This window comes from Pelagicoccus enzymogenes (assembly GCF_014803405.1).
GTDB lineage: Bacteria > Verrucomicrobiota > Verrucomicrobiia > Opitutales > Opitutaceae > Pelagicoccus > Pelagicoccus enzymogenes.
Window position 1 is genome coordinate 90,436 of the sequence record NZ_JACYFG010000002.1, and the last position, 14,516, is coordinate 104,951.

The following is a 14,516-nucleotide window of genomic DNA, read 5'->3' on the forward strand; positions in this document are numbered from 1 at the left end:
TCGTCTTTTCTCATGTCTAAAAGAAGATCACTCATCACCTTGGCCGCAATCCTCGCCACCAGTATTCTAAATTCCGCTACGCATGCAGAGCAAAAGCGTCCAAACGTTGTTCTCATCGTCGCCGACGACCTTGGCTGGAAGGACCTGTCCGTTCAGGGCAGCACTTTTTACGAGTCCCCGAATCTCGACCGCTTGGCCAACTCGGGAGCGCGCTTCACCAACGGCTACGCCTCCTGCCAAGTCTGCAGCCCATCGCGGGCCAGCCTGATGACCGGCCAGTCACCTGTCCGGCTCGGCATCACCGACTGGATCGGCGCCCCGGAGGAAGATGAGTGGAAACGCAATACCGCCATGCTCCCGCCTACCTACAAGCACGAACTCCCGCACGAGCGCACCACCATCGCCGAGGCCATGAAGGAAGCGGGCTATGCCACCTTCTTCGCAGGCAAATGGCATCTCGGCGACCGCGAAAGCGATTGGCCGGAACACCACGGTTTCGACATCAACAAAGGCGGCTTTGACCGCGGAGGTCCTCCGGGCGGCTACTTCTCGCCTTACCAAAATCCGCGTCTCGAAGACGGCCCGGACGGCGAATACCTGCCGCTGCGCCTCGGCCGCGAAACCGCTCAGTTCATCGAGGAAAACGCGGACCAGCCCTTTTTTGCCACCCTCTGCTTCTACTCCGTGCACGGCCCCGCCCAAACCACGGAAGCGCTCTGGAGCAAGTACCGCGACAAGGCCGAAAAGCAGCCCCAGCCGACCCACCGCATGGGAGTCGAAGCCCGCAATCCCATCCGCATCGTACAAGACAACCCAATCTACGGCGGCATGATCGAAGCCATGGACCAAGCCGTCGGCATCGTCATGGAAGCCCTCGAGAAAAATGGTCTATCCGAAAACACCATCGTTGTCTTCACATCCGACAATGGCGGCGTCGCCTCCGGAGACCACTGGGCCACCAGCGCCCTGCCGCTGCGCGGCGGAAAAGGCTACCAGTGGGAGGGCGGCATACGCGTCCCCTATTTCATCTCCTGGCCCGGCAACATACCTGCCGGATCCGTGAGCGACCTGCCGGCCATCGGCATGGACGTCTATCCTACCATTCTCGATTTGGCAGGCCTCCCGGCTCGCCCCGAGGAACACCGCGACGGCATCAGTTTGGCCCCTGCCTTGAAAGGCGAAAAAACTCCCGCACGCCCACTCTACTGGCACTACCCGCACTACGGCAACCAAGGCGGCGACCCGGTTTCCATCATCCGCGAGGGACAATGGAAACTCCTCTTCTTCCACGAAACCGACAACTCGCAGCTCTACCGCCTCGACGAGGATCCAGGCGAACGCTCCGACCTCTCCGCCATGTATCCAGAACACGCCCAGCAGCTGGAGCGAAAGCTGCTCGCATGGCTGGACGAGATGAAAGCCAAGATGCCTTTCCCCAACAAAAACTTCGACGAAGAACGTTTCCAGCAGGCTCAAAAGCGTATCCCTGGCCCCGCTAAAGAACGGCAAGAGAAGGCCGCTGCCCAAATTCTAGACGAGAACTGGAAGCCCAACCCCAGTTGGTGGGGAAGCCAACCCTAGAGCGGAGAAAACCCGAAAGGGCAATATAATCCATCCAAAAACGCACCTTAGGCCATTCAACACCAGCATCATTTAGGCTAATATTGTCCTATCGCCCACTTACAGCCCCTCAGGCGACCCAACCTAATTTTACAACTAATCGCATGAGCACTTTCAAATCAGTCGAAATCTGGGAGGAAACCGTATCCCTCCCGACTTACGGAATCGGAAAGCCCAACCGCAATCCGATGTTTCTCGAGAAGCGCGTCTACCAAGGCAGCTCCGGCGCCGTCTACCCGCATCCGGTCATCGAGAAGATTTTCGACGAGAAGCAGGACAAGGACTACCAAGCCGTGTACCTAGAGAACGAATACATCAAGGTCATGCTGCTTCCTGAATTGGGTGGCCGCGTCCACTCTGCTTACGACAAGACCAACGACTATCACTTCGTCTACCAAAACGACGTCATCAAGCCCGCTCTCGTCGGACTCACCGGTCCCTGGATCTCCGGCGGCATCGAGTTCAACTGGCCGCAACACCACCGCCCCAGCACCTTCGACCCGACCGACCATCGCCTCGAAAAGCACGACGACGGATCCGCAACGGTCTGGATAGGCGAAATCGAACGTATGTTCCGCACAAAGGCCCTCGTCGGCTTCCGCCTGTATCCAGGAAAGTCCTACCTCGAACTGGACGTCCGCCTCTACAACCGCACCAGCGAACCGCAGACTTTCCTCTGGTGGGCCAACCCAGCCGTCGCCGTCAACGACGACTACCAATCCGTATTCCCGCCCGACGTCCACGCGGTCATGGACCACGGCAAACGAGCCGTATCCGATTTCCCGATCGCTACCGGCGAGTACTACAAGATGGACTACTCTCCCGGCACCGACATTTCCCGCTACAAGAACATCCCAGTGCCGACCTCCTACATGGCCTACCACTCGGACTTCGACTTCGTGGGCTGCTACGACCATGGTCCGCAAGCGGGCATGCTGCACGTCGCCAACCACCACGTCGTTCCGGGCAAGAAGCAATGGACCTGGGGCAACGGCGACTTCGGTCGCGTGTGGGATCGCCAGCTCACAGACGAAAACGGCCCCTACATCGAGCTCATGTGCGGCGCCTACACCGACAACCAGCCTGATTTCACTTGGCTCATGCCGGGCGAAGAAAAGCGCTTCACCCAGATCTTCATGCCCTACAAGGGCATCGGACCGGCCAGCAACGCCGACAAGAGCGGCGCGCTCAGCCTCGACCGTAACGGCAACTCCGCCAGAATCGGCGTGTATCTAACTTCTAAGGACAAGGTCACCGTCACGCTCACCGCTAAGGGCGACCAGATTTGGCAGAAGGAACTGGAACTTGATCCTACCTCCCCGTTCGTCGAAACCCTTGCCGTCAACGAAGCGCTCGCCGACCAAGATTTCACCCTCACCGTTCGCTCAGCCAAGCGGAAGCTCAGCTTCACTCCGCTGTCCGACGAAAAGCCGGACGTGCCCGCTCCCGCCACGCCCGCCAAGGCGCCGCAGGACATCGAATCCAACGAGGAGCTTTTCCTCAACGGCCTGCACCTCGAGCAATACCGTCACGCCACCTACCGTCCCGAGCCCTACTACGAGGAAGCCCTTCGTCGCGATCCAGGCGACAGCCGCTGCAACAACGCTATGGGACTCCTGCTCCTGCGCTCCGGAAAGCCGGAAGCCGCAGAACCCTATTTCCGCAAAGCCGTGGAGCGCCAAACCTTGCGCAACCCGAACCCTTACGACGGCGAAGCCTACTACAACCTCGGCCTCGCCCTGAAGCGCCAAGGCAAGCTGCAAGCTGCCTTCGACGCCTTGCACAAGGCGGTTTGGAACGATGCCTGGCAGTGCGCCGGATACTTCGAGCTAGCCCGTTTGTCCTGTCTCGACGGCGACTTCGAACAAGCCCTCGAGCAAGTTGACCGCTCCCTCAGCCGCAACATCCACCACCACAAGGCCCGTCACCTAAAAATCGCGGTCTTGCGTCAGCTGGATCGCGAGCAGGAAGCTAAAGCCGAAATCGAAGTGGCCCTTTCCCACGACGCCATCGAGTTCGGTGCCCTGCGCGAAAAGCTTCTGCTCACCGGCGAAAGCGAATTCACGTCGCTGATTCGTGGATACGTACACAACTACATTGAAATCGCCCTCGACTACGCGGAAGCCGGCTTCTTCGAGGAAGCCGTTACCTTGCTCTCAGAAGCGCCGCAGGACTACCCGATGGTCAACTACTACGCCGGTTGGATCGAGCTCAAGCGCGGCAAGCAAAAGGCAGCGAGCGAAGCCTTCGAAAAAGCCTCTATTGCCTCGCCCGACTACTGTTTCCCGAATCGCTTTGAATCTGTGGCAGCCCTCAGTGCCGCCATCGAATGCGACGCGGAGGACGCTAAAGCCCCCTACTACCTCGGAAATTTCTGGTATTCACGCCGCCAGTACGACGACGCTATCTCCAGCTGGGAACGCTCCGTCGAACTCGACCCGAATTTTGCTATCCCATGGCGCAACCTTGGGCTCGCCTACATGAACAAACGCCAACATTCCGAAGCTGCCCTGCAAGGATTGGAGACCGCGTTCAACCTGGCCTCCGACGATGCTCGCATTTTCTTCGAGCTCGACCAGCTCCGCAAGAAAACGGGCTTCTCCCTCGAGGAACGCCTCGCCGCCATGGAAGCGAAACGCGAGCTCGTGCTCGAGCGCGACGACCAAACCGTTGAACTTGTATCGCTCTACAACATACAAGGCCGCTACAGCGACGCCCTGGAAATCCTCGAGTCTCGAAACTTCCATCCGTGGGAAGGCGGAGAAGGCAAGGTCGCCTACCAGTTCACCGCCAGCTTGATCGGCCTCGCCAAGCAAGCCTTGCAAGAAGGCAAGTTCGCCGACGCGCTCGCCCACTTGGAAAAGACGCGAAGCTATCCAGACAACTTGGGCGAAGGCAAGCTGCACGGGGCTCAGGAAAACGACGTCCTCTACTTCATGGGCTGCGCCTACGAAGGCCTAGGCGAAACGGAAAAGGCGCAAACCTGCTTCAAGACCGCCTCGACCGGCCTATCGGAGCCAACCTCCGCCATGTACTACAACGACCAGCCGCCGGAAAGCATCTACTTCCAAGGGCTCGCCAACGAAAAGCTCGGGCAACACGAAAAAGCGCAAACCATCTTCGAGCGCTTGGTCAGCTACGCCGAGGAGCATATCGACGACGACGTTAAGATGGACTACTTTGCCGTTTCCCTTCCCGACTTCCTCGTGTTCGATGAAGACTTGAACGAGCAAAACCGCATCCACTGCCTCTTCATCTCCGCTCTCGGTTACACCGGTCTGGGCGAAACGGAAAAAGCGGCGGCCGCTTTCGAAAAACTCCTCGAAGCCGCCCCCTTCCACCGTGGAGCGATCCTGCAGCAGTTCCTACCCAACGCATCAACTGTCACCCCTTAAAAACCCCGTGCAAACAAACCACTCCTTCAACGGTAAATACATCTTCTGCATCTCGCTCGTAGCCGCCATGGGCGGACTGCTCTTCGGCTACGACTGGGTCGTCATCGGCGGGGCCCGCGCCTTCTACGAACCTTACTTCGGGCTCACTGGCGAGGCCAACGCTTGGATGGCGGGTTGGGCCGCAGGTTCCGCCCTGCTAGGCTGCTTGGCAGGCGCCATACTCTCAGGTGCGATCACCGACCGAATCGGCCGTAAACGTATCCTAATCCTGGCCGCCGTCATGTTCACCGCATCGGCAATCTGGACCGCCTTGGCCGGCTCTCTAACTGGATTCGTCATCGCCCGCATCCTTGGCGGTATCGGCATCGGCCTCGCTTCCAACGTGTCGCCGATGTATATCGCAGAAGTCTCGCCCTCCAGCATGCGCGGCAAATTCGTATCCATTAACCAACTCACCATCGTCATCGGCGTACTGGCTGCCCAGCTGGTTAACCTGGGTATCTACAACTACGCTCCCATCGATACCGACGCCACCGCGGAGCTCATTCTCGACTCTTGGAACGGGCAACAGGGGTGGCGTTGGATGTTCGCTGCCGAAGCACTGCCCGCTGCCGCCTTCCTTGTATTGGCCTTCTTCATACCGGAATCGCCTCGCTGGTTGATCAAGCAAAAGCGAGGCGCCGAAGCGGCCTCCATTCTGGAAAAAATTGGTGGCAAGGCATACTCGGACTTCGAAGTCGACGACATCGGCAAAACCCTGTCCAAAGACACCGAAGGCTTCCGCTTCAGCGACCTGCTGCAAAAGAAGCTCTTCGGAGTGGTCCTCCTCGGCGTCTTCATCGCCATGTTCCAACAGTGGTGCGGCATCAACACCATCTTCTACTACGCCAGCGAAGTCTTCGCTTCCGCCGGTTACGACCTAAGTGACCAAATGACCAACATCGTTTGGACCGGTGGCGTCAACCTGGTCTTCACCTTCGTCGCCATTTCCGTAGTCGATAAGCTAGGACGCCGCCCGCTCATGCTCATCGGCGCCGGAGGCCTTGCCGTAATCTACGCCATCATGGGAGCCCTCTACCTCTTCGAAGTGCAAGGCGTATTCGTACTCGTCATCGTGCTTGCCGCCATCGCTTGCTACGCCATGACTCTGGCCCCTATCACTTGGGTACTCCTTTCCGAGATCTTTCCCAATCGCGTCCGCGGTGCCGCCATGGCTATATGCGTATCCAGTCTCTGGATCGCCAACTTCCTGCTCGTGCAAACTTTCCCGCCCATCAACGCAGCCCTCGGCGCCTCCGGCACCTTCTGGCTCTACGGAATTATCTGCGCCGTCGGATTCTTCGTATTCGCTTTGAAAGTACCGGAAACCAAAGGCAAGTCCCTCGAAGACATCGAACGCGAACTCACCTAGCCCCCAAAGGTGGCGCCTGCTGTCCCAGCAGGCATCCACTACTCCCTGAATCCCCCTTTCCCAACACGCTTATGAAAACGAAGCTCTTACTTTGCCTTCGCTGCACCGTCGCCATTTCCATTGCCATCATCGCTAACTACGTGGCGCACGCCAAAGATACGATCGACCTTTCCGGAACCTGGGAAGTTCGCCTCGACACCGACGACCAAGTGGAGCCCACCCGCTGGCCGAAAGACCTAAAGTCGAGTCCGATCACCCTTCCCGGCACCATCGGCGAAGCGGAACTCGGCACGCCCCTCGCCCTCGAACCAGCCCTCACCAAACAAGTCTTCGAGTACCTCCATCAACGGAACAGCTACATCGGGGCCGCTTGGTACTCGCGCGAAATCGAAGTGGACGAGTCTTGGGCCAACGCTCCCGTGGAGCTTTTGCTCGAACGCGTGCTCTGGCGCAGTGACGTCTGGCTCAACGGCGAAAAGATCGACACCCAAAACTCGCTCATCGCCCCACACCGCTTCGACCTCGGCACCAAGCTAAAGCCCGGCAAAAACACCCTCATGGTCCGTATCGACAATCGTATGCAAGTCGACATCGGCACCCTTGGCCACGCCTACACCGAGCAGACGCAAACCATCTGGAACGGCATCCTCGGCAGCATCGAACTGCGCAAGCAAGCCCCTCTCTCCATCGCAAAACTCTCCGTCGAACCACAACCCATCGATGGCAAGGTACACGTCACTTTCGAACTCTCCAACACCACTGGCAAAGAGCAGAAAACCAACATCCAGCTCTCTGCGGCCCCCGAGGGAAAGAGCAAGACCGTCGCCTCCACCTCACTCTCTCTCACCGCGCCCGCCGGAACATCTCATCACTCCGCCACCCTCCCCGCCGACAAGCTGAACCGTTGGTCCGAATTCAACCCGCAGCTCTACAGCTTCGAGGCACAACTTTCCGCCGGAAAGCTCTCCGACAGCGAAGGCATCGTATCCGGTATCCGCGAAATCCTTACCGACGAGCGCCACGTCACCATAAACGGAAACGTCTCCTTCATGCGCGGCACTCTCGACTGCGCTATCTTTCCCAAGACCGGCTACCCGCCCACGGACGTGGCCAGCTGGGACAAAATCTTCCAAACCGTACGCGACTACGGACTCAACCACGTGCGCTTCCACTCCTGGTGCCCGCCGGCAGCCGCCTTCGAGTCCGCCGACAAACTCGGTGTCTACCTCCAACCGGAACTCCCGAACTGGACCTTTAAAAACGGCCAGGATCCCGTGGTAGACGCCTGGCTCGAAGAGGAAGGCTACCGCATCTTGCGCGAGTACGCCCACCACCCGTCATTCGTCTTCTTCAGCATGGGCAACGAGCTGACGGGCGACTACTCCTACCTAGACGGCCTCATCCGCCGCCTACGCGAAAAAGCGCCTCACCTGCTCTACACCAGCACCACCTATTCTTTCTCCGAACGCGGAGCGAAGGAAGGCCCGGAGGACGACATCTTCATCACCCAACGCAGCAACACCGGCTGGGTACGCGGTCAGGGCTTTATCAATACAACTTGGCCTACCACCGACAGCAATTACGCGGAAGGCATGTCCAGCATCGACGTCCCCCTCATCACCCACGAAGTCGGACAATACAACGTGTATCCAAATCTCTCCGAACTCCCAAAATACGACGGCAACCTTCGCGCCCTCAACTTCGAAGCCATCAAAGAAGATCTCGAAAAGAAAGGCCGACTCGACAAGGCCGACGACTACACGCTCAACTCCGGCAAGCTCGCCGTCATCCTCTACAAGGAAGACATCGAACGCGCCCTGCGTACCAAGGACCTCTCCGGTATCCAACTTTTGAATCTCAACGACTTCCCCGGCCAAAGCACCGCCACCGTAGGCGTCCTCGACGCCTTTTGGGAGTCCAAGGGATTGGTCACTCCAGAAGAGTTCCGCCAATTCACCTCTCCCGTCGTACCTCTCATCAAAATGCCGAAGATGGCTTGGAGCAACGACGAGACTTTTACTGCTTCCATTGAGATCGCCAACTTCTCCGACGCCACCCTCAAGAACGCGAAGATCTCCTGGTCACTCAAAACCGAGGACGGCAAAACCGTCGCCAAGGCAAACCTCCCATCTCGTAACGTCCCTCTCGGAAACGGGCACGACCTCGGTCAGATCGAGGCTCCGCTCAAGTCTATCAAGGAAGCCACCAAGCTCAGCGTCGAAGTCGCCCTCAAAGGCACGGACTACAAAAACGCCTGGAACATCTGGGTCTACCCCAACAACGCCGAAACGACTCCCGAAAACGTCACCGTCATTCGCCGCTACGGCAAGCCGCTCTTCGACGCCCTTGCCGCCGGCGAGAACGTGCTCTTCCTCCCCTCCGTGGAAGAACTAACCAACCCACTGGCCGGTCGTTTCATACCTGTATTCTGGAGTCCACTACACTTTCCGAATCAAGCCGGCTCGCTGGGAACGCTCATCGATAGCGACCACCCGGCCTTTAAATCCTTCCCCACCGACACCCACACCGACTGGCAATGGTGGGAGCTGCTCGCGGATTCGACTTCCATCACCGCCGACTCCCTCGGTCCTGATTTCGAGCCGGTCATGCAATTCATCGACAAGTACAATCGCAACAGCCTCCCCGCCATCATGTGGGAAGCCAAGGTTGGTCCCGGCAAGCTCTTCGTCTGTACCCTCGACCTCGATTCCGATCCCGAGCGTCGCATCGTCGCCCGCCAGCTCAAGGCATCCCTCTTGGACTACATCGGCGGCAAGGCCTTCGCGCCTGACTTCGAAATCGACGCTAAAACACTCGCTAGTTTCTTCCAAGTGAAGCCTTACACCTTCGAGCTCAGCCGAGGTACCAGCCATCCGAACCACGACTTCAACAAGCTCTTCGATGGCAAGGCCGACACCTTCTGGCACAGCGATTGGAACGACAAGGACACCAAGCATCCCTACGTCATCACAATTGCCATGAAGGAACAACTCAAGGTCGCAGGCTTGAAGTACCTTCCTCGCCAAAACAGCGAGAGAGCCCGCGTCGCCGATTACAAAATCGAAACCAGCCTCGATGGTAAGAACTGGAAAACGGCCTCAAGCGGCACCCTTCCCAACAGCAAAGAGGTTCAGCAAATCAAGTTCAAGGAATCCGTATCCACGCTTTTCCTACGTCTAACCGTACTCTCGGACGTCTCAACAACCACCCATGCCGCCATCGCCGAACTCTCTCCCATCTTCGACGACGGAAATGCAAACGTAGACGACCTCGGCCTCATCGACGGCTTCAACAATTGATCGGCTTTCAGATGGAACTCAAAAAGAGCATCACAACTCTGCTCTTCGCCACTTGCCTAGCAGGACAAAGTCCCGCCCAAGAGGCCACAGAAGCGTATCGCAAAGCGCCCTTCGAGGAGCTTGACACCTTCGCCGTCAACGACTGGTGGAACCGCAACGAATGCTGGATCACGCCGATGAAAGTCGAGCGCGACGAGGTGCTGGCCTTCGGCCTCTACACCGTTGCCCGCCAGACCCTCAAGCTCACCGCCCAGCTCTACCCGCTCTATCCCGACGAATCACGCGACGTCTACCTGGACATCAAGGAAAACGGACGCTGGAAACAAATAGCCAAGGCGCCCGTCTACGACCTCGGCTGGTCGGCCCATTTTCGTATCGCCGACTGGGACGACACAAAAGACACGCCTTATCGCCTCCGCCATGGGGATGCGGCCAGCTTCGAGGGACTGATTCGAGCCAACCCCATCCACAAAGACGAAATTGTGCTCGCCTCCTTGTCCTGCAATTCCAACCAGGACCGCGGACCACGCGACAACTACGTTCGCAACCTGCGTATCCAAGACCCGGATATCCTGTTCTTCGCTGGCGACCAGTCCTATTTCCACAACCAGCACACAGCCGGTTGGCTGCTCTGGGGCAAGCAATTCCGCGACATCATTCGCGACCGCCCCACCATCACCATCCCCGATGACCACGATATCGGCCAAGGCAACCTCTGGGGCGAAGGCGGCAAAAAAGCTTCTACTTACCACGGCGACGACGGCGGCTACTACTACAGCCCCGACTACGTTCGCATGGTCGAGCGCTGCCAGACCTGGCACCTGCCAGACGCTTACGATCCAGCTCCCGTTGAGCAAGGCATCGGCGTTTACTACACCGATTATCCGATCGGCGGCATTGAGCTCGCCATCATCGAAGACCGGAAGTTCAAGTCCGGTCCCCTCGACCGCGTTCCCATGATGGGAGAACGCGTCGACCTTGTATTAAAAAAGGACTACGACCCCGACGCCCTCGACCTTCCAGGCCTGACACTTCTCGGCGAACGCCAGCTCGCTTTCCTCCATAACTGGGCTCAGCCAAAACCGAACCAACCTATTCGGGCCGTGCTCTCGCAAACCGGTTTCGCCGGAGCCGCCCACTTCAGCGGAAATCTCGAAAATCGCGTCTACGCCGACCTCGACAGCAACGGTTGGCCCCGCTCCGGCCGAAACAAGGCCCTTCGTATCATTCGAGACGCCAACGCCATCCACATCGCCGGAGACCAGCACCTCGCCACCGTGCTGCAACACGGCATCGATGAACACGACAACGGCCCCTGGTCCTTCGTTTCGCCTGCCATTGTCAACAACTACTGGAGCCGCTGGTGGAAACCCAGCGAAGAGGAACTCGCCGCCACCTCTCCCATCGGCGCCTCCAAGCTTCCTTGGACCGGCCGCTTCAAGGACGGCTTCGGCAATCCCCTCACCATGCACGCCTACGCCAATCCGGAAAACGCCGACCACGGGGCCGGCTACGGCCTCATCCGCTTTCGCAAACGCGCCAATCAAGTCGTATTCGAATGCTGGGCACGCAGCGCGAACCTGTCTCAAGACAACGCGTCCCAATTTCCCGGCTGGCCCGTCACCATCGATCTGACCACACAAGAGAGAGTCAAGTAGTCGGGCTTTCCAACTGTCGCGCCCCCCCCTAGGAAAGTGCTCAAGCCTCACCCATAAAACATCAGTGTAAATCTGTGATATCTGCGGTTAAGAAAAAACACATCTCCCTGCTCAAAATAGCCATCGCACTCGTCCCGTTCGCGTTCTCCGCCTGCCTCATCGCGAGTGAAATAGATGCAGGACTCAACCTGCCCGCGACCAAAGGCACCTCCAATGCTGGCAATTTCCAGCCGGGCGTCTTCCCCTTCGACTACGCGCCAAAAATCCGACAAGGCATAGTCGATTCGCATTTCACGCACCTGCGTCTCTCTCTCAACGTGGAAACCGCCCATGACGCCAGGGCCCTTGAGCAACTAGAATCCCTATCCGCGCTCACCGATTTCCACGGGATCCTCTGCATGTGGGACACCAACCAGGGCGACGAAACCGGGCACGGCAACGGTCTCCCCAACGATCTCGACGCCCTCGCCGCCGCCTGGAAAAGCGTCCACGCAAAGTTCTCCCCGTATCCGCATTTACGCTACGAGATCTTCAACGAACCCTTTGGCTATCCTCGCAATGTTCAAGGCGCCAAGCGCTACCTATCGGACATGCGCTACATCATCGACAAGGCGGGCTTGCCCGCAGACCGCTGCATCCTCGACGGACTTGGTTACGCCGACAACGTTCGCCTCGTCGCCGACGCGGGTTGGACCGGCGCCCTCGCCTACCACATCTACCCGAACTGGCTCCCAGGACGCAACAATAGCGCAAGCGACTACGGCACGCTTATGGTGGCCGAACTGGCCGACCTGCCCAACGAGATCCTTATCACCGAATTCGGAACAAGCCTTAAATTGCAGGGGTATTCAGATTCCAATACAAAAGGTTCCGCCAGCCTATTTCTCGGCATGCGCCAAGCCATCACATCTCTAAACCAAAAAGGAGCTAAGATCACCGGCACCTACCACTGGCACGGCTGGGACAACGGTGACTCCTACAGCTACTGGCATTCCGAAAATTCCGTCGGCTCCACCTTCGTACAGGAGCTGCAGCAAGACCTGAAAGCCGCTTCCAATTAAAGCAATACCCATTCAAACCATTTTCATGAAATCACTCCGTCACCTCGCTGTCGCGCTCGCTTCAATCGTTTCCCTAGCCGCCTCGGTATCCGCCGAGGACACGCGCCCGAACATCATCTGGCTCATGGGAGAAGACATGGGACCGGAACTGTCCTGCTACGGGCACCCCGCGATCCACACGCCGCACATCGACGCCCTCGCCGAGCAAGGAACGCGCTTCACCCAAGCCTTCGGCACCGCCTCCAGCTGCACTCCGAACCGCAACGCCATGATGACCGGGCTTTACCAAACACGAGTCGACCTGCAGGACCAACGGCGGACCGGCATCACCCTGCCTCACCCCATGCGCCCCATCACCCACATCTTGCAAGAAGCAGGCTACTACACCGCCATCGGCTGCGGCTACAGCCAGAAGACCGACCTCAACTTCTCCGTCGACAATCTCTTCGACGGCCGCGACTGGTCCGGCCGCGCCGAGGGGCAACCCTTTTTCGCCCAAATCACCCTCTACGAATCGCACCGCCTCACCGACGGTTGGAAAAAGATAACGGAAACCGCCACCCGTCCCGTCGATCGCGACGCCGTGGAGTTCCCTCCCTACTTTCCCGATCACCCCGTGGTGCGCGAGGACTGGGCCCGCTACCTCGAATCCATCCAGTACATCGACAATAGCGTGGGCGAAATCATGCAACGCCTCGAAGACGAAGGCATTGCCGACAACACCATCGTCATCTTCATCGGCGACAACGGTCAATGCCACCTGCGCGGCAAGTGTTGGCTTTACGACGCCGGCCTGCGCGTGCCCTTCATCGCCCAAGACCCGACCGGAAACTTCGCTTCCGGAGCGGTGAACGACGACCTCGTAAGCACCATAGACATCAGCGCGACGATTCTGGAACTAGCCGGCATCGCAGTCCCCGACTACTTCGACGGCCGCTCCCTCATCGCCGACGACTACACGCCACGCCAAACCATCTTTTCCGCTCGCGACCTCGTCGACGAAGTGATGGACCGTATCCGCTCTGTCAGGACCGATCGCTACAAATACATCCGCAACTACACTCCCGAAAACGGATACCTCGACTGCCGCTACGTGCAACAGAACCGCCCAATGTATCCAGTTATTCAGGAACTGCACAAACAGGGTAAGCTGAACGCAGCCCAGAGCGTATTCCTCGCCGAAACCAAACCCTTGGAAGAACTCTACGACCTCCAGAACGACCCTTACGAACTCAACAACCTCGCCGACTCCGCAGCCCACGCGTCCATCAAAGAATCGCTCAGCAAGCAACTCAACACCTGGCTCGAAGACACCGGCGACAAGGGCCTCGAGCAAATGCGTCGCATCGAAAAGCTCTCCCGCGGAGGCGCCGCCGATCCCGCTTCCTACCTGTCGGAGTTCCAGAAGGAATTCGAAAAGCGTTGGCCCAAGAACCGCCGCATCACCATCGCCGCCCACGGCCACAGCGTGCCGACCGGATACACGACTGGCGGCGTGGTGAAGCCGCACGACGCCTATCCCCACCTCCTCGAGGCTGCCTTGGCGGAACGCTATCCGCACGCCGTCATCAACGTCATCCCCACCGGTATCGGCGGCGAGAACGCCATCAACGGCTCCTTTCGCTTCGAGAAAGACGTGCTCTCCCTCAAGCCAGACATCGTTACCATCGACTACTCGCTCAACGACCGCCACCTCGGACTTCGCAACGCCCGCGAAGGCTGGGAGCGCATGATCGAAGCCGCCCTCCAGCAAGGCGTCAAAGTCCTCCTTCTCACGCCCACCGGCGACTGGAAAGCCGACATGACTTCCCCCGACGATCCGCTCACCCAGCACGCCGCCCAAGTCCGCGAACTGGCCGAGGAACACGGCGTCGGCCTCGTCGACAGCTACCAGAGCTTCCTCGACCACCTCGAGGAACACGGCACCATCAAGCCCATCATGGCCCAGTCCAACCACCCGAATCGCCAAGGCCATCAACTCGTCCTAGACGAACTCAAAAATTGGTTCCCCGGCCTCTGAAGGCGTGTTCGTGAATAACTTCAAAGCTGGCAGGAACCCATTTTTCTGAGAA

Annotated in this window: 7 protein-coding genes; all 7 read left to right on the forward strand. The window is 58.7% G+C overall.

Annotated elements, in window-relative coordinates; all coding sequences use genetic code 11:
- Positions 1-12: 12 nt before the first annotated feature.
- Entirely contained in the window at positions 13-1,581 is a 1,569-nt protein-coding gene (locus IEN85_RS00315; RefSeq protein ID WP_191615066.1) for a sulfatase, read from the forward strand.
- A 143-nt stretch (positions 1,582-1,724) separates the two neighbouring features.
- Positions 1,725-5,015 (forward strand): DUF5107 domain-containing protein, encoded by a 3,291-nt coding sequence (locus IEN85_RS00320; protein ID WP_191615067.1) that lies wholly within the window; start codon positions 1,725-1,727, stop codon positions 5,013-5,015.
- A 7-nt stretch (positions 5,016-5,022) separates the two neighbouring features.
- Positions 5,023-6,426 (forward strand): sugar porter family MFS transporter, encoded by a 1,404-nt coding sequence (locus IEN85_RS00325; RefSeq protein ID WP_191615068.1) that lies wholly within the window; start codon positions 5,023-5,025, stop codon positions 6,424-6,426.
- Between the two features lie 71 nt (positions 6,427-6,497).
- Positions 6,498-9,725: a discoidin domain-containing protein gene (locus IEN85_RS00330; protein WP_191615069.1), complete on the forward strand. Its 3,228-nt coding sequence runs from the start codon at positions 6,498-6,500 to the stop codon at positions 9,723-9,725.
- A gap of 11 nt (positions 9,726-9,736) precedes the next feature.
- Positions 9,737-11,383: a hypothetical protein gene (locus tag IEN85_RS00335; RefSeq protein WP_191615070.1), complete on the forward strand. Its 1,647-nt coding sequence runs from the start codon at positions 9,737-9,739 to the stop codon at positions 11,381-11,383.
- Between the two features lie 74 nt (positions 11,384-11,457).
- Positions 11,458-12,444, forward strand: a complete 987-nt coding sequence (locus tag IEN85_RS00340) for a glycoside hydrolase family protein (RefSeq protein ID WP_191615071.1) — start codon at positions 11,458-11,460, stop codon at positions 12,442-12,444.
- A gap of 25 nt (positions 12,445-12,469) precedes the next feature.
- Positions 12,470-14,464 carry a sulfatase-like hydrolase/transferase gene (locus IEN85_RS00345; RefSeq protein WP_191615072.1) on the forward strand — a complete coding sequence of 665 codons (1,995 nt, stop codon included), beginning with the start codon at positions 12,470-12,472 and terminating at the stop codon, positions 14,462-14,464.
- Positions 14,465-14,516 lie beyond the last annotated feature (52 nt).